General features: G+C 61.7%; 13 protein-coding genes. 6 read left to right on the top strand and 7 right to left on the bottom strand.

What is annotated here, in order from left to right; genetic code table 11:
- Position 1 precedes the first annotated feature (1 nt).
- From tssG to tssB, 6 genes are all read right to left on the bottom strand, one after another.
- A complete protein-coding gene (tssG, locus tag AB7M22_RS09550; RefSeq protein ID WP_454186077.1) occupies positions 2 to 1,027 on the bottom strand; it encodes a type VI secretion system baseplate subunit TssG in 1,026 nt (341 codons plus the stop codon).
- Entirely contained in the window at positions 991 to 2,784 is a 1,794-nt protein-coding gene (gene tssF / locus AB7M22_RS09555; RefSeq protein ID WP_454186078.1) for a type VI secretion system baseplate subunit TssF, read from the bottom strand. The genes tssG and tssF overlap by 37 nt, the downstream gene beginning before the upstream one ends.
- Positions 2,768 to 3,211, bottom strand: coding sequence for a type VI secretion system baseplate subunit TssE (gene tssE, locus AB7M22_RS09560; RefSeq protein ID WP_454186079.1), 444 nt, complete (start codon positions 3,209 to 3,211; stop codon positions 2,768 to 2,770). Before tssE ends, tssF begins: the two co-directional genes overlap by 17 nt.
- Before the next feature lie 15 nt (positions 3,212 to 3,226).
- Positions 3,227 to 3,730, bottom strand: a complete 504-nt coding sequence (locus AB7M22_RS09565; protein WP_038984147.1) for an Hcp family type VI secretion system effector — start codon at positions 3,728 to 3,730, stop codon at positions 3,227 to 3,229.
- Positions 3,731 to 3,872: 142 nt separating this feature from the next.
- Positions 3,873 to 5,360, bottom strand: coding sequence for a type VI secretion system contractile sheath large subunit (gene tssC, locus AB7M22_RS09570; protein ID WP_008067879.1), 1,488 nt, complete (start codon positions 5,358 to 5,360; stop codon positions 3,873 to 3,875).
- A gap of 28 nt (positions 5,361 to 5,388) precedes the next feature.
- Complete coding sequence (gene tssB, locus AB7M22_RS09575) at positions 5,389 to 5,931, bottom strand: type VI secretion system contractile sheath small subunit (protein ID WP_401172153.1); 543 nt, start codon at positions 5,929 to 5,931, stop codon at positions 5,389 to 5,391.
- Positions 5,932 to 6,159: 228 nt separating this feature from the next.
- On the opposite strand from tssB, the gene AB7M22_RS09580 reads away from it, so the two are divergent.
- From AB7M22_RS09580 to tssA, 5 genes are all read left to right on the top strand, one after another.
- Entirely contained in the window at positions 6,160 to 6,609 is a 450-nt protein-coding gene (locus AB7M22_RS09580) for a type VI secretion protein (protein ID WP_454186080.1), read from the top strand.
- 197 nt (positions 6,610 to 6,806) lie between these two features.
- Complete coding sequence (gene tssK, locus AB7M22_RS09585) at positions 6,807 to 8,138, top strand: type VI secretion system baseplate subunit TssK (RefSeq protein WP_454186081.1); 1,332 nt, start codon at positions 6,807 to 6,809, stop codon at positions 8,136 to 8,138.
- An 18-nt stretch (positions 8,139 to 8,156) separates the two neighbouring features.
- On the top strand, positions 8,157 to 8,924 hold the full coding sequence (locus tag AB7M22_RS09590) for a DotU family type IV/VI secretion system protein (RefSeq protein ID WP_454186082.1): 768 nt from the start codon (positions 8,157 to 8,159) through the stop codon (positions 8,922 to 8,924).
- A complete protein-coding gene (locus tag AB7M22_RS09595; protein WP_454186083.1) occupies positions 8,921 to 12,757 on the top strand; it encodes a type VI secretion system protein in 3,837 nt (1,278 codons plus the stop codon). The genes AB7M22_RS09590 and AB7M22_RS09595 overlap by 4 nt, the downstream gene beginning before the upstream one ends.
- Entirely contained in the window at positions 12,754 to 13,842 is a 1,089-nt protein-coding gene (tssA, locus tag AB7M22_RS09600) for a type VI secretion system protein TssA (RefSeq protein ID WP_454186084.1), read from the top strand. Before AB7M22_RS09595 ends, tssA begins: the two co-directional genes overlap by 4 nt.
- On the opposite strand, the gene AB7M22_RS09605 is transcribed toward tssA, so the two are convergent.
- On the bottom strand, positions 13,839 to 14,810 hold the full coding sequence (locus tag AB7M22_RS09605) for a 2-hydroxyacid dehydrogenase (protein ID WP_454186085.1): 972 nt from the start codon (positions 14,808 to 14,810) through the stop codon (positions 13,839 to 13,841). The genes tssA and AB7M22_RS09605 overlap by 4 nt on opposite strands.
- Before the next feature lie 430 nt (positions 14,811 to 15,240).
- Here AB7M22_RS09605 and AB7M22_RS09610 point away from each other — a divergent pair, with 430 nt between their 5' ends.
- Positions 15,241 to 16,521 carry a serine/threonine transporter gene (locus AB7M22_RS09610; RefSeq protein WP_008009659.1) on the top strand — a complete coding sequence of 427 codons (1,281 nt, stop codon included), beginning with the start codon at positions 15,241 to 15,243 and terminating at the stop codon, positions 16,519 to 16,521.
- Positions 16,522 to 16,663 lie beyond the last annotated feature (142 nt).

The raw sequence follows: 16,663 nt of genomic DNA on the forward strand, positions 1-16,663 counted from the left end.
TTCAGGTGATCTCCAGCTGACGAAGACGGGTTTCGATCTGTTGCACGGCGAGGCTGGTCTGGCGCTGCAGGCCGCCGTTCCAACTGAGCAAGGGCGGGGCCTGGCGACCGAGTTTTATCGGGCTGGCACCGCGCACCAACAGCACCAGGGTGCAATCCAGATCGGGGCCGAAATACAGCGCGCTGAGGCTGGCCAGTGCTGGATGGGATTCACCGTCCGGCAGAAACCGCGCCGCCTGCGCCGAGGTCAGCGGGCCGAGCGTCAGGCGGATGCCGGCGTGTTCATCCCAGACCCGGGTGCCGGCCACAGCGCTGCGGCCCAGTTGCAGGTTGCGGCCTCCCGGTTGCAGGCGGCTGCGACTGGCGGGCGGGATTTCCCGCCAGGCACCTTCATAGGCGCTGAGTGCGACCGGCAGTTCGAAGTGCTCGCGCACGATCGCGGCGAAGCCAGCGAGGGAGCGACGACCGTCGGCAAACAGCGCGCTGCATGCCAGTACGGCGGAATCGGGAACGGCCTGGCGTTCCTGCAAGGCTTTGGGCAACAACCCGGTCAGCGCGCGAAGTTGCGCCTGCACCGGGGACGCGCCGGGAGCCGTAAAGCCGACGGCAATCCGGTGTTTGCGCATCACTTTGTACAGCAGGCTCAGCAAGCGATGCTGGAACAGGTCGAGGAACTCGGCCGGTGCATGGTCCTTGGCGCGGGCCCGTTGCTGCAGCCATTCCTGATAAGCGTAGGGCAGGGGACCGTCGGGCCCGCCGAGGCCAAACACCGGAGTACTGAGCGTCGGTTGCTGACCGGGTTCCTGGGTCAGGCTTTCGATTTCGCTGGCGGAAAAAAGCGCCGTTAACGGCCCGCGCAGGCGCAGGGTTTCCGCTTGAGGCGCGGTGCCGCTGCCCAGGGATTCGGCTTGTGGGTGTTCGCGTTCCAGCAGCAGCAACGCCTGCAACAACTCGAACGCCTGCGGATCGCGCCGCAGCTTCTGACTCAGGCTCAGAGGGAGAGTGGCATGCCGGCTTGGGGTTGCCATGTCTTGACCTCCTTGTCTGACTGGACCAGGACCGTGCGCACAAAGCGATTGGCCGTGGCATAGAGTGAAAAGAATTGCGCCAGCACTGCTGAGAACAACACGGCGCTGCTGCCGACGAAATGCTGCGGATCGAGTTGCAGCTGAACTTCCAGCCCATTGCGCCAGCCGCGCCACGCATCTTCGCCGACATGGGCGATCACTCGTTCGCAGCCAAGACTTAGCAAACCTTCGATTTGCCGCAGGGCGCTGGCCTCGTCACGCAGGTTGTGCAGTTGGAGGATTTCCTTGAGGGCATCCAGCGCCTGCGGCCCCTCGACCAGCGACAAATGATTGAGGGTCAGTTGCGATACCAGCCGCCAACGGGATTCGCCATCCAGTCGCGGCAAGCTCTGCGGGCTGGGTGGATTGCGCAGGCGTGCCCAAGCCACTGGCCCCGGTCGTTCAAAACCCAGTGGCGTCCCGGCCGGAAGGCTCTGGGCCAAGTGTCGGTTGGTGCACAGCAGTTCGGCGGTGAGGCTGTATTCGGTGGTCTCGGACAATGGATCGAGTCGGGTGTCCACCAGGCTCACCATCAGGTCGGTGCCCAGACGATTCGGGGTCATGCCGCTGACCCGTCGCGCGTGCCAGTAGCATTGCTTTTCACCGCCAATATGCTGGCTGCCATAATAAGCAGGAACACGCAGCACGCCTTGACTGGAACTGGCGCGCATCGCCCGGATGCTGTGGATCTCGACGCTGTTTTCCCGGTGGCTGTCGGCGACCAGGCGGTACTCGCTGCGGGTACCGTCCGGGCGCAGGGGCTCCGAGGTTCGCGGAAACAGGTTGATCACCGGCGCACAGCCCAAGGCGAAGTCGCTGGCCTGAAGGTGCAGGCGGTTGGCCGGGGCGCGGTCGAAGACGATGTACAGGTACAGCGTCTGGCTGTCGCTGGTGGCACCGGCCAACGGGATATCGAAGAAATTGAATTTGTCCGGGAAGGCAAAGTATTCGGCGAGCAGGCGCATGCCCGGATGCACGCCGTCCTCGTCCGGCAACAGCACTTCGTCGCTGGCGAAACCGACGATGTCCGGCAGCCCCGCCAGCGCTTTCGGCACGCTGCCGACGGGGCCGGCCAGCACCTTCACGGCGTGGGCGCCGAGCAGGTCATACAGGCAGGCGTTGATCACCGGGGAGGCGGCGAGGTGCACGCGCAACTGTTTGATCGCCAACTCCGCCCACTGGCTTTCACCTAGGCAACGCAGGCTCAGACGCAGGGCCGAGCGCGCTTGCGTAACACCGGTCAGAGCCTGCGCTTCGTCGCTGCCCAGCAACAGCGCTTCATTGATTTCCAGCGGCCACAAGCGAACCGCGGCGCTGGTGCGAAAATGGATGCTTTCACCTTTGCTGGTGGTGACGAACAGCGGCGTGTCTCGTGGCAGCGGGTAACCGCCGGCGAGGTTGCCTTTGCTCGGGTCCGGCTCGAATTGCACGATCGCGCAGGACGGTAATGGCCGCATGGCCAGCGGGTAAAGCTGTTCGAGCAAGGCGTCGCTGAATTCGGCGTAGTCGTCATCAAGCCGCCGTTGCAGGCGTGCCGCGAGCAAGGCAAAACCTTCGAGCAGTCGTTCGACATGCGGGTCGGGGCATTCTCCGGGGGACAATTCCAGGCGCCTGGCGACCTTGGGATAACGCTCGGCGAAAATGCTCCCGGCGTGCCGCAGCCAGGTCAGTTCGCGCTGGTAGTAATCGAGCAGTTGCGGGTCAATCGAGTCGCTCATGACGCACCTCAAGGCCATTGCCGGCCTTCTCGATGACAAATGCCACGGGCCAGTGCTGCTGGCCGCTGCGCAACTCGCCCAGTAGCCGAATGCTCAGTTGCTGCGGATGGCCGGGGACCGGATTGACCTGGACCTCGCCCAGTTGCAGACGCGGTTCGAAATGGGTAATGGCCTCGCGAATTTCCCGTGCCAACTGACGACGGTCATCGCTGCGCTGCTGTTGCAAGGCGGTCCAGTCAGCGATGCCGTAGTCGAGAATGCTCGGCGGGGAGGTCAGTGGACGTTGGCCGCGTCGGGTGTTGAACAGGCGCAGCAACTCCGTGTGTACCGAGCCGAGCAGCCCCTGGCGATCGAACACCTGCGCGGTGTCGACCTCGCTTGAAGCGAGGCGCTCGAACAACGGTGGGAGGATGCCGGTGCCAGCCATGACCGACGCGTCCGCTTACTTGGCTTTGATGAGTTTGTTGGCGGCCATGTCCCAGGTCGAGGCGGCCGTGCCTTCCTTGGTGCCGTCGTCTTTCTGGGCGGTAAGTTCCCACTTGATCTTGGTGAAGTTCAGCGACAGGGTTTCCACCGGTTTGCCACCTGTGCCACCGCTGACGCTGACGTTGGACAGCACCACGTTGGTCAGGGTGTAGATGATGAATGGCATCAGCTGACCGCTGCCTTCGGCGGCGTTGCGGCCGATGGTGATTTTGGCTTCCGGGATTGGTTTGCCGGCGCAGCAATACTCGTTGAGAGAGGGCGTCGAGCTGTCGACGAATTTGGTCAGGGTGAACTCGCCGATGTGCGGCTTGCCGGAGGTCCGCTCCGAGTTGCTGACGTCGTTGGTCACCTGCATCGCCACGTTGTGGCTGTAGGACATGACTTCGATCTTGTCCTTGTAACCCTCGAGCAGGCTATCGCCTTTGATGTCGCCGCCGAGGTCGAGAATGATTGCATCCATCGCATGAAACTCCTGAAGAAATTCAATTTAGACCTGTGGCGAGGGGGCTAGCCCCCGTTGGGCTGCGCAGCAGACCTAAAAGCAAGGGCCGCTGCGCGCCCCAACGGGGGCAAGCCCCCTCGCCACAGAGGTTTCACCGACTTTAGGCGGCTACCGGTGGCGGCAGGGTCGCGACCAGGCGGATCGATGCGGTCAGCTCTTCGAGCTGGAAGTGTGGCCGCAGGAACACCGTGGCCTTGTAGGCGCCAGGTTTGCCGGCCACCTCGGTCACATCCACCCGGGCTTCACGCAACGGGTACTGCGCCTTGATCTCTTGCGGCGCGTTGTCGTTGATCAGCACGTAGTCGGCGATCCAGTTGTTGAGGTAGGTCTGCACGTTGTCGCGGGTCATGAAACTGCCGACCTTGTCGCGCATGATCACCTTCAGGTAGTGGGCGAAACGCGAGGCCGCGAGCACGTACGGCAGCATCGCCGAAATCCGCGCGTTGGCGTTCGCCTCATTGGTGTTGTAGAGCTTGGACTTGTTGGTGGTCTGGCCGCCGAAGAACACTGCCACGTCGCTGTTTTTCTTGTGGCACAGGGCGATGAAGCCGAGGTCGTTGAGCTCTTTCTCGCGTCGGTCGGTGATCGCCACTTCGGTCGGGCATTTGAGCGACAGGTCGCCAGAGGTTGTGCGGAAGGTATGGGCCGGCAGGCCTTCCACCGCACCACCGCCTTCGGCACCGCGAATCGCCGCGCACCAGCCGTACTTGGCGAAAGCTTCGGTGATTCGTTGCGACAAGGCCCACGCAGCATTGCCCCACAGATATTTGCCGTGGTCGCTGCCGTTGACGTCTTCGACGTAGTTGATGCCTTCCACCGGCGACGTGTCAGGGCCGTAGGGCAGACGCAGCAAGAAGTGCGGCAGCACCAGCGACACATAACGCGAATCTTCGCTTTCGCGGAACGAGCGCCACTTGATCAGCTCCTGGCTTTCGAAGACTTTCGACAGGTCACGCGGCACGGCCAGTTCGGTGAAGCTGTTCATGTCGAACAGCCGGGGGCTGGCGGCAGCGATGAACGGCGCGTGAGCGGCCGCGGCGACGTTCGAGAGTTTCTCCAGCAGGCCGATGTCCTGCGGGTGCCGGCCGAAGGTGTAGTCACCCACCAGCAGGCTGAACGGGTGGCCGCCGAAGGTGCCGTATTCTTCTTCGTAGATCTTCTTGAACAGCGCGCTCTGGTCGAACTCGACGGCTTTTTCCAGATCGTTCTGCAGCTCTTTCTGGGTCACATTTAGCAGACGCAGTTTCAGCCGGGAACTGGTCTCGGTGTTTTTCACCAGCAGGTGCAGGCCACGCCAGGAGGCTTCGAGTTTCTGCAGGTCCGGGTGGTGCAATACTTCGTTGAGCTGAGCGCTGATCAGCTCATCGATCTGGCTGATGCGGTCGTTGATCATCGCCACGGTGTCCTTGTCGATGGCCATGCCTTCGTCGAGTACCTGGGTGGCGAATTCCGCGAGCATGTCGCGGGCGTAATCTTGCTGGCTGTCGTCATGGGCCATGCGGCCTTTGGCGATGATTTCATCAAGCAGGGACAAGGTCTGGGCGGTACTGTCGCTGGCTTGGCTCTGGGCGGCGGATGAGGCGGGCATGGCAAATTCTCCCTAAGTGGATGAACGATCAGGCTTGCGGTTCGGCCGGTACTTCTGCATCGCCTGCGGGGGCAGCGGTTTCCGGGCGGGCAGACTTGATCTCTTGCAGTCCCTCGGTGTTGGCGATGACGTCACGCAACAGCTTGTCCAGATCATCGTTGCCATCGAGCTTGGTCAGCAGATCGCGCAGACGCTGACGGGCTTCGAACAGACGCCGCAGCGGGGTCACTTGCTCAACCACCTTGACCGGATCGAAGTCGTCGATGTGTTTGAAGTTGAGCTCGATGTTGAGTTTGCTGTCGTCGCCGCTGAGGGTGTTGGTGACCTGCAAGGTGGCGCGCGGGCCGATCGAGGCGAGCACTTCGTTGAAGTTGTCGCGGTCGATTTCGGTGAAGCGCCGTTCATTCAATTTCGGGAGTGGCTCGAGAGGTTTGCCGGAGAGGTCGGCAAGAATGCCGACCACCAATGGCAATTCTTTCTTCTCGATTGCGTTGCCGATTTCGACGTCGTAGGTGATTTGCACCCGGGGCGGGCGAACCCTGTCGAGCTTGTGCTGAGTACTTTCTGCCATGGTGGCTGACTCCGATGCATGAGGCGGGCGCAATGCATCGGGAGGCCCGTTTCATCGCATTCCCTTACTGGACCGTAGGTTAGAAAGGGAGGGCAGAGGACCTGTCATTCCTTTGACGAACCTTCCACATTCGTCGTGCCGACCGAACTACCCAAGACGCTAGAACAGGTCTATAAAAAAGCAAACAAAAAGCTTTTTTGGACTGTATCGAGAAAAGGAAAATTCATTTTGTACGTACGTTTTTTTTCTTTGGTTCTGCTCCTGTCACTCACCGGGTGTTCGTTGTTCGGACCTCGTGTCGACCTCGATAACCTGACGCTGGACGTCGCGCCCCGCGCCAACGATGACACGCCGATCGCGGTGGACTTCATTGCGGTGAACGACCCGGATCTGCTCAAGCAGTTGTCGGGCATTACCGCCCGCCAGTGGTTCGCCGAACGCGAGCAGTTTCAGCGTGACTACCGACAGCTGATGACGGTCTGGGGTCTGGAGCTGGTGCCCGGTCAATTCATCGACAAACAACCCTTCCCGCTGGGGGGCCAGCGGGCGGCTGGACTTTTAGTCTTCGCCAGCTATAACACTCCCGGAGCACACCGGTTACGGCTGGACGATCAGAACAGCGCCTGGCTCAAGTTCGACAGTCGCGAGATGACGCTGGTCAGCGACCACCCGAACTGAACACAGAGGTTAAGGGCACATCGGACCTGTAGGAGCCAGGCTTGCCGGCGAAGGGGTCCGTAAGAGCGCCTTCGCCGGCAAGCCTGGCTCCTACAAAAAGCGGTAAGGGGCAAGCCCCCTCGCCACAAGGGCTGCGGTGTTCAAGTAGGGCCAGGCCGCCGATTTGCGCGGCGCCACGAGATGTCGAAAGGAGTCGTATGAGTCTGCTACCTGACGCGGTTTGCTGGCATGAGGGCATGCAGTTGTTGCCCCAGCATTTTCAGTTGCAAGGGCTGCGGGCCGAGGCGCTGGTGGCGCATTTCGCCCAGGCCTGTAATCCGTGGTTCTGGGGCGTGACGCGAGTCGAGTTCGATCCTTCGGCATTGAGCGCCGGGCTCGTCCGGCTGATCAATTTGCAGGCGACCTTGCCGGACGGTTTGCCAGTCAATCTGCAGGCCGGTGTGGGGCCGATGCTGGAGCTCGACGTCAGTGAAGCGATCGACGCCACCGATAACGCCACCGTCACCGTGTACCTGGCAATCAGTCCGCTGTGGCGCGCCGGGCAGTTGCTGCCGCTCAAGGGGCGACTGCAATCGGTGATCGGCGATGCGTTGCCGGACCTCACGAGCGGCGAGTACCCCGAATCGATCACGGTCTGGCGTCCGAACCCGCGCTTATGCACGCAACTGAACAAGGCGGATTCCGTCTGCCTGCCACTGCTGAGAATTCGCAAGGAGGGCGGCGGTTTTCTTTCGTTGCCCTACACACCGCCAACGCCATGCCTGTTGCCCGACTCGGTGTTGGGTCGTCGAGTGGTGGGGCTGTGCGCCAGGGCGCGTGAAAAATGCATGTTCCTCGCCGGTCGTTTGCGCCAGGCGCAGCAGGCCGGCAATCAGGACGACGCGCTGGAAATTCGTCGCCAGTTGACGGCGCTCTGGGCGCGGCTGCCGGAAGTCGAAGGCCTGCTGAACAGTCGAGTGGCGACGCCTCAAGCGCTGTATGGCTTGCTGCTCGGGTTGGCCGGCGCGTGGTCGGCGCTCGATCCATTGGCGGGCGTTCCGGCGTTCGCGCCGCTGGACTTTCTTGAGCTGCAGCGCGGCTATGAAGCGGTGCTCGACTGGCTTGAAAAGACCCTCGAACTGATCCGCGCCGGTTATCGCAGCCTGGCGTTCGAACGCAACGAACAGACCTTCTCGATTCAATTGCCCGACGATCAGCCGAGCCAACGGCTGGTCATCGGTTTGCGCATGCCCAACGGCGCCAGCGAGCAGGCCGCCAGCGAATGGTTGCGCGGGGCGATCATTGCGTCGCAGCCGCACATCGCGCTGCTCAGTCGCCAGCGCATGAGCGGTTTGTCCCATCAGGCCATGAGTCGCAATGAACAAGTGGCTTATAGCGTTGGCGACGATACGCGGTTGTTTGTGGTGACGGCCGAAGGCCAATGGTTCGACGGGCAGTTGCCGTTGCTGATTGCCGCACCGGCTTCCAGGCTGGCCAGCAGTCCATGGCAAGTGGTGTTGTTTGTGGCCCAGGCGAGTGAAAGTGCTTGATCAAGGAAGGAACGTCCTATGTCTGAGGGGAATGCCGGGTCGGGTACACGAGGCCTCCACGAAGCACCGCTGAGCAGTGCTTTTCGCCAGGCCTGGCAGCAATGGTCCCAGGACTGGAACCAGTTGCCCAAGGACAGCGAGGACGAAGCGCTGGTGGAGGCGGTGGTCGAACTGTCTACGCAAATCTCCCAACGACTGTGGCGAACGGCATTCGCCAAAGTTGGTGACGCCGCCACCGAGCAAGTCAAGGCGCTGGTTTATGCCTTCGTCGCGTTGGTCGATGAAACCTTGCTGTTCACGCCGTGGCCGGGCCAGTCGGCCTGGCAGGAAAAACCGCTGGAATCGCGCTTGTACACCAGCCGTCAGGCCGGTGAGCGGATACCGCTGGCGATCAAGGAACTGCTGGACGAGCAGATCCCCACCACTCGCGATCTGGCCAATGTCTATTTGCAGTGTCTGGTGCTGGGGTTTCAGGGCCGTCTGCGCGGCGAACAGAATCAGACTCAACATGAAAAATGGCGCCTGGCGCTGTTCACCTTTGCCTGGCAGCACGAGGCGGATTATGCCGACGTCAGTGCCCGGCTCGAACAACCTTCGGCCGTGCCGCCGCTGCAATTGCCGGTGCGCCTTTCGTTGCCCGACGGTTTTCGCCTGGGCCTGGGGATTCTCGCCATGGTCCTGCTGCTGACCGGGTTGGGGCAGCTGTTCTGGCGTGACATTCGTCTGGAGCTCGAGCCGGTGTTGCAGATGACCGATTCCGTGGCCGCCTCGGAGCAAGACTCATGAGCACGCTGGGGATTATCGGCCTCGTCATTGCCGTGCTGTTGCTGCTGGCGATTGTCGGGGTAGCGGTCTGGTGGTTGCGCACGCAAAGCGGCGCGGCGATTCGCAGTTTTTATCTGGCGGTGCGGCACATGGAGCAGGAGCAGGGCGCCCAGGACCGATACCAGATTCCATGGCTGCTGATGCTCGGCAACGAAACCCAGGGCACGCAGTTATGTACTCAGTGGCGCTTGCAGCCCACCGACAAACCAGCCTGGTTCGGTCGCTGGTGGTCGGACCCTGAAGGTGCAGTGTTGGTGGTGCCACAGGCGCTGTTTTTGCCGGACGAAGGCATGCACTTGCAACGCGGCGGCTGGTGGCGCTTGCTGGGATTGATCCTGCGCTTGCGCAGTCAACGTCCGCTGGACGGAGTGATCTGGACAGTGCCGGTCAGTCGACTGGGCAACGTCGAGCAAGCCGCGACCCTCGGGTTGGCGGCGCGTCGACGCTTCATCGATGTGTTGCAACGGTTCGGGCTGAGCCTGCCGGTGTACGTGGTGATTACCGGCATGGAAGAGTTGCCGGGCTTTCAGGAGTTGATCACCGCGCTGCCGGTCGAGGCCCGCGAACGCACGCTGGGCTGGTCGTCGCCCCACGGACCCGATGCGGTCTGGCAGGCGCAGTGGAGCGATCAGGCGCTGGATCAGGTGACTCGGGCCCTGGCGGAATCGATCATCGAAATCGGCGCCTTGTCCGGGCAACTGAGCACTGCGCTGTATGGTTTGCCGGAACGCTTCGAAGCCTTGCGGCGCCATCTGCAATCCTTGTTGGAGCCGGTTTTCCAAGGCAATGCTCAAGGTGAGGCGCCACGCTTTCGCGGTATTTATTTCACTGCCAATCAGCCCTCGGAAGACAGCGCTGACGGATTTTCGGCTTATGACACCGGGTTGCAGCAGAGCGCCTTTGCCCGGCAATTGTGGCAGCGGCGGGTGGTCGCCGAGCGAGGTCTGGCCCAGGTGGTGCCGCGTCTGTTACGCCTGCGTCAACGCTGGCAGCGCGTGACCGGTGGGGTGGCGCTAGTGGTCGCGGTGGTTTGGGGCGTGGGCATGCTGTGGGTCTGGCAGGATTCGGTCAAAGAGGCCCATGAACTCTCGCGCCTGCTGCAAGGGGCGCAGAAAAACTACGCGGCGGTCACCGATGAATCTCATCGGCTGGAGTCGACCCGGCGCAATGTCCAGAGCTTCTGGCGGGTGCTGGAAAAGGCGCCGGGCTGGAGCTTCTCTTCAGTGGTATTTCCGACCTCCTGGTTCTCTTCGCTGGATGCGCAGTTGGCGAGCGAGTTGCGCCTGACCGCCCAGAGCCATTTGATGTTGCCGTTACGCGACCTGTTGAGCGCGGAGCTGGCGCAACTCAAGACCATCCGCAACACCGAACGACGAGGCAATGTCGAAAGCGAAGATCCGGCCCAATGGCAAAACTACGTCAAGGCCAAGGATCTGGTGGAGCGTGCGGTGAATCTGGAACAGCAGAACCAGTGGTTCAGTCAGGCGCTGAACAACCCCAAGGCTCCCCTCGAAGACCTGGTGTTGTTGAGCAACAACGCATTGTCGCTGAACCTCAACGTCGGTACTTTGCACCGCGCCGGTTTTTACAACCGTGCGTTGTTTGATGCTGATGGCAGCGATTTGCGACCGCTGGACCTGACCGTCGAGCGCCCGGTGATCGAGGAAAATTTCCTCGGGCTCATGGAGCGCTGGCTGGACCAGTATTTCCTGGCCGACAATTTCGTGCGCCAGGCCGGTTATCTCAAGCTGCATCTGGAGCGGCTGGAGGCCGGCAGTGGCAACTCCCTCACCGAGCTCGAGGATTTGCGAGCACTGGTCGATGACCTGCAAACCGTGATCGGTTTGACGAATTCGGCGTGGGGGCGCGGCAAGGGGCAGGACCTGGTGCCTGGCTATCGCGAGTTGCTGGACAACGTGCGCAAAAGCGCCTTGCTCGGACCGCAACTGGAGCAACAGTTGGAAATGCAGGCGGCCAAGCTGCAACAGAGTTTTCGCGATCAATGGATCGTCCAGGCCGGCTCCCGGGACAATTTATTGATTCAGCAAGGCAGCGGGCAACTGGTCTTGCAGGAACATGTGGTGCAGCTCAACAACGCGGTGCAGGCGCTGTTCAAGCGTGACTTTGTGGCCATCGCCTTACAGGCGGATCGCTCCGAAGCCCCGGATGGGCAAGGGCAAGGCGTTGATGGCGACGACCTCGACAGTGCGCTGAACTATTTCGCCAGCTACAAGAGTTACGCCGCCGAAGAGTTGCCACGCATTCCCCCGGCGTATCGCGGCGCGTTGTTGCAAGCGGCCGAAGGCGCGGTGGTCAAGGCCATGTTGTCGAGCCTGCGTGAACACAATGCACAGGCCAACAGGGGCGTCTTCAATGTGCAGGCCTCCCAGGCGATTGCCTTGCAGAAAGCCTTTATCGAGGTGCGTCGCAGCGATCTGGCCACGCGTTTGCAAACTGCCTTGAACCGCCGCGCCCTGGCCGAAGTCGTCAGCGGCCTCGACGAAATCGTCGCCCAGCCGCTGTTCAGCGGGCGCACCGAAATCAGCCAGTGGGACGGCTCGAAAAACCTCGGCCTGCAACTGTATGGCGCCAGCGACGTGCAGGATCTGAAACTGAGCCTCAAGCAGCAATTCAACACCATGCTCGGCATCACCGAACGCCGCACCTCGGCGCTGGAATGGCTGAAAGTCCAGCAACAGAACCTCTCGGCGCTGGATTATGAACGCGTGACGCAGTTCAGTGCGCTCAACGACGAACTGCTCAAGTACAAGGAACAGAATCCCGCCAGTTCGCCGGCGCAGATCGAGCAATTGGTGAGCCGCGACTTCATCGAAATGGACGCCACGTCCTGTGGCCAGATCCTGCAAACCGCCAACCTGTCTGGCGGGCGCGGAACACTGGCGCTGCGGGCGGTGGATCTGCAACAAACCGCCATGCAACGCTGCCAGTTCCTGCAACAGCAACAGGCTGCGGCAGCGTGGAACGACCTGGCCAACTATTTCAATCAGTACCTGGCGGAGCGCTTTCCGTTTGCCAATGGCCTCCAGGCCGCCGACGCCGATCCGGCCAGGGTTCAGCATTTGCTGGAGCTGATCGACAAGCGTTTGCCGGTGGCGCAGGCCGGATTGTTGCTGAGCCAGACCCCGGAACGCCTGGCCGCCGAGGACTTTCTCAATCGTCTGAAGCAAGCCAGCACGTGGCTGGGCCCGATGTTTGTACGCGACAAAAGCGGTGTGTTGGGGCTGGAGATGGACGTGCGCTGGCGCACCGATCGAGAGGAAGAGCGCGGTGCCGATCAGGTGATTGCCTGGGGCTTGAATGCCGGCAATCAACAGCTCAGCTATCCCGGTGAGGCTCAGCAGAACCTGCGCTGGATGGTCGGCCAACCGATCCGGCTGACCTTGCGTTGGGCCCGAAATGGCTACCAGCGCCCGGCCAACGATCCGTTGCAGCCGAGCCTGGTGGTGCGGGATCTGGAAGCGGGCTGGGAGTACAGCGGGCCGTGGTCGTTATTACGCTTGATGCGTTCGCACGTGTCGGTGCAACGCCAGCCGAACATGGACTACACGGACTTTCCGTTGACCTTGCGCCTGCCCGTGACGACGCTGGCCAACACCACCACCGCCGAGCAAACCCTGATGTTTGTGCGCCTGTCGTTGATGACCCAGGGCTCGAAATTGCCGCTGTCCATTCAGCCCTTGCCAACCCGGGCCCCACGCTCACCGTTCATGGTGACGAGATCGACCGCGGGCATTGAGGCCCATGACATCGAATCCGATAAGGAGGGCCTGTGAATCAACCTTCAACGCCGTTGCCGGAACTGATTACCCAGTTGCTCGAACCTATCAGCGTGGAGGCGCCCTGTGGTCAGGACCTGCGTTATGAGCCCGAGTTCGACCGGTTGCGCGAACTGCGCCGCGAGGATGACACCAGTTTGCCCACGGGGGTGTGGCAGTCGTCGATCAAACGCGCCCAATGGCCAGAACTGGAAAAGCTGACCACCAGCCTGCTGCTCGAACGCAGCAAGGATTTGATGCTCAGCGCCTGGCTGGGTGAGGCCTGGCTGCATCAGGATGGGCTCGAAGGTTTGCCGGGCAGCCTGGCGCTGGTGGCCGGGTTATGCGAACGCTATCCCGAGCACCTGCACCCACGGGCTGAGGACGGCGATCAGTCATGGCGGGTGATTCCGCTCGAATGGCTGGCTCGACGCTACGCTGAAGTGTTGCTCACCCGAGTGCCGGTGTTCGAGCCGCGCAACAACGAGTTCGATGGCTTCTGTCTGGATGCCTGGCGTCGGTTGCAGCTGCAACAGGTACAGGCCAGCGACAGTAAAACGGCCAAGACCTCGGCGGAGAACGCGCGTAACGAACAGAAGAAACTGACGGAGCAGATTCGCGCCACCCCGTTATCATTCTGGTTGCGCAGCCAGGGCACGCTGCTGCTCAGCCAGCAGCACCTGCAACGCCTGGAGGTATGGAGCGATGCTTATCTCGGCAATCAGGCCCCAGGCTTCAAAGCGCTGCAGGATGTGATCGAAGCATTGTTGACGCTGGTTCAGGAGTTCATCGCCATGCATCCACGAAAACCGACCCCGGCGCCTGTCGAAACTCCAGCGGTGGTTGCATCGAGCCCGGCCGACGTGCCGCCCGTCATTGCGGCGCCTCAGGTGTTCAGCGAGCCGGCGAATCGTGAAGAGGCGTACCGGCAATTGCTGTTGATCGCCGAGTACCTGGCGCGCACCGAACCCCACAGCCCGGTTCCCTATTTGATCAAACGAGGCGTGGAATGGGGCAACAAGCCCCTGAGTGAGCTGCTTGGAGAATTGATCAGCGCCGATGCCGAATCCCGGCGACTCTGGACGCTGTTGGGCGTCCTTTAATGAGTGTTCCGGGCGGCTGCCGACGGCGGCGGTAAAGCAATGGGGGTGAGTACCGGTTGACCGGAAAAAAACGCCGTCAGGTTTTTGCCGACCAGTTCCACGGTGCCTTGGGTGGCCTCCGGGGACAATCCAGCGACATGCGGGGTCAGAATCACGTTGGCCAGTCCCTTGAGGGCGTCCGGCACCTGGGGTTCGTTATCGAAGACATCCAGTGCGGCGCCGGCGATCCGTCGCTGTTCCAGCGCGCTGATCAGGTCTGCCGTGACGATCACGCTGGCCCGCGCGATGTTGACGATAAATCCGTTGGGCCCTAAAGCGTCGAGTACCTGCCTGTTGATCAAGTGTTGGGTGCCGAGCCCGCCGGGTGCGGCAATGATCAGAAAGTCCGAGTGGCGTGCCAGGTCGGCCGGCGTGGAGCAGAAGCTGTAGGGCACGTCGCTGCGATGCTGGCGGTTGTGGTAACTCACGCTCATGTCGAAGCCGTTGGCGGCACGTTTGGCGATAGCGATGCCAACGGCCCCAAGGCCGAGGATGCCCAGGCGTTTGCCGGCCAGGGAAGGGCGCATGATTTTCGGCCATTCGCCCCGACGCACAGCGGCATCGGCCCGAGGAATATCGCGCACCAGTGCCAGCAGCAATGCCATGGCGTGGTCGGCGACGGAAGAGGCATTGACGCCGGCCCCGTTGGTGACGGTGATACCGCGGTCGGCGGCGGCTTGCAGGTCGACGTGTTCGTAGCCGGCGCCGATCACGCAGATGATCTTGAGGTTGGGCAGGGCGGCAATTTCATTGGCGTGCAGGCCCAATGGACCGCGTGTCAGCACTGCATCGATCTGACTGCCCTGTCGGGCAATGGCAGCGGCGCGCTCGGCCGGGGTCGGGGCCAGAATCAGATGAAACCCCTGGCGTTCGAGGATCGGCAGGTATTCATTGATGGTTTCAACCAGTACCAGAACAGTTGCGGTCATGCTGGGCTCCTGCGGGCAGCGGAATGTCGGGCTCGAACGTCGCTTCAGATTGCTGACTCCAGAGCGGTTTGGCAATGGCCAGGGTTTTTGGCTCCCGGTATCGGAGCTGGCGAAGCCTGCGATCCTTCTAATGACAACACTAGATCATTTGTCCGCGATTCGTAGGAGCGAGGCTTGCCCGCGAAGAACGATTACTCGGTATTCCTGATGGACCGAGGCGACTGGTTCGCGGGCAAGCCTCGCTCCTACGGGAGAACGCGTGTTTCGCCACCTGCATCTGATCCGTATAACCATTCCTCAGCTAAGTCTTTGCTTCTGCTCATTAATCCCGGACAATCGCGCCCCTGTTTCGGCCAGGGCGCTGCCTGTCGGGTTTTTCCGACTCGTCCTGACCGGGTAGCAAGTGACCGGAAAGCGGAGATCCGAGCGGATGAATGATCAGGCCAATAGCGTCGACGAACGCTATGTAGCGGCGACACCAGCGACTCTCGAAAGCTGGAATCGCCATGACACCACCTGGATGTTGGGCCTGTTTGGCACGGCAATCGGGGCCGGTACCCTGTTTTTGCCGATCAACGCGGGGCTGGGCGGCTTCTGGCCGCTGTTGATCCTGGCAGTGCTGGCGTTCCCCATGACGTTTTACGCACACCGTGGCCTGACCCGCTTTGTGTTGTCCGGTCGTGAAGGCGCCGACATCACCGAAGTGGTGGAAGAACACTTCGGCATCAAGGCCGGCGCGTTGATCACGTTGCTGTACTTCTTCGCGATCTTCCCGATCCTGCTGATCTATAGCGTGGCCCTGACCAACACCGTGGGCAGTTTCCTCGAGCATCAACTGCACATCATGCCGCCGCCGCGCGCCGTGCTGTCATTCGTGCTGATTCTTGGCCTGTTGGCAGTGGTGCGTTGCGGTGAACAGGTGATCGTCAAGGCCATGAGCCTGATGGTGTATCCGTTCATCGTCGCGCTGCTGTTTTTGGCGGTGTTCCTGGTGCCGCACTGGAATGGCGGCATCCTCAGCACCGCGACCACGCTGCCTGAGTCGTCGGCGCTGCTGCACACCTTGTGGCTGGCGATTCCGGTGATGGTGTTCTCGTTCAACCATTCGCCAATTATCTCGGCGTTCGCGGTGGACCAGAAGCGTCGCTACGGTGGTCACGCCGAAGAGCGCAGCTCGCAGATCCTGTCCCGCGCCCACCTCTTGATGGTGGTGATGGTGCTGTTCTTCGTCTTCAGCTGCGTGCTGACACTGTCGCCGGCGCAACTGGCGGAAGCCAAGGCGCAGAACCTGTCGATCCTGTCGTACCTGGCCAACCACTTCAGCAACCCGACCATCGCCTTCGCGGCGCCGTTGATTGCCTTCGTGGCCATTTCCAAGTCTTTCCTGGGCCACTACATCGGCGCCAGCGAAGGCTTGAAGGGCCTGATCGTCAAGAGCGGCAAACGCCCGGCACCGAAGACGCTGGACCGCATGACGGCGGCGTTCATGTTGGTGGTCTGCTGGATCGTTGCCACGCTGAACCCGAGCATTCTCGGCATGATCGAAACCCTCGGTGGCCCGATCATCGCGGCGATCCTGTTCCTGATGCCGATGTACGCGATCCGCAAGGTTCCGGCGATGGCGCGCTTTCGTGGTCAAGCCTCTAACGTCTTCGTGACGGCGGTAGGCCTGGTGGCGATTTCGGCGTTGATCTACTCCCTGACAGCCTGACATATCCCCCGTAGGAGCGAGGCTTGCCCGCGAAGAACGATTACGCGGTCCGGCAGTGTGTCCGTGTGATGGCTTTCGCGGGCAAGCCTCGCTCCTACAGGTTTTTGTGGGGCATAAAAAAACGCCGCTCATCTCACGATGG

The sequence above is a fragment of the Pseudomonas sp. ADAK2 TE3594 genome (assembly GCF_053628675.1).

Excerpts from the sequence above, each read along its gene's own strand:
- tssK (WP_454186081.1), top strand. The coding sequence starts at position 6,807 with ATGAGTCTGCTACCTGACGCGGTTTGCTGGCATGAGGGCATGCAGTTG.
- tssE (WP_454186079.1), bottom strand. The coding sequence starts at position 3,211 with ATGGCTGGCACCGGCATCCTCCCACCGTTGTTCGAGCGCCTCGCTTCA.
- AB7M22_RS09605 (WP_454186085.1), bottom strand. The coding sequence starts at position 14,810 with ATGACCGCAACTGTTCTGGTACTGGTTGAAACCATCAATGAATACCTG.
- tssF (WP_454186078.1), bottom strand. The coding sequence starts at position 2,784 with ATGAGCGACTCGATTGACCCGCAACTGCTCGATTACTACCAGCGCGAA.
- AB7M22_RS09595 (WP_454186083.1), top strand. The coding sequence starts at position 8,921 with ATGAGCACGCTGGGGATTATCGGCCTCGTCATTGCCGTGCTGTTGCTG.
- AB7M22_RS09590 (WP_454186082.1), top strand. The coding sequence starts at position 8,157 with ATGTCTGAGGGGAATGCCGGGTCGGGTACACGAGGCCTCCACGAAGCA.
- AB7M22_RS09610 (WP_008009659.1), top strand. The coding sequence starts at position 15,241 with ATGAATGATCAGGCCAATAGCGTCGACGAACGCTATGTAGCGGCGACA.
- tssG (WP_454186077.1), bottom strand. The coding sequence starts at position 1,027 with ATGGCAACCCCAAGCCGGCATGCCACTCTCCCTCTGAGCCTGAGTCAG.
- AB7M22_RS09565 (WP_038984147.1), bottom strand. The coding sequence starts at position 3,730 with ATGGATGCAATCATTCTCGACCTCGGCGGCGACATCAAAGGCGATAGC.
- tssB (WP_401172153.1), bottom strand. The coding sequence starts at position 5,931 with ATGGCAGAAAGTACTCAGCACAAGCTCGACAGGGTTCGCCCGCCCCGG.
- tssC (WP_008067879.1), bottom strand. The coding sequence starts at position 5,360 with ATGCCCGCCTCATCCGCCGCCCAGAGCCAAGCCAGCGACAGTACCGCC.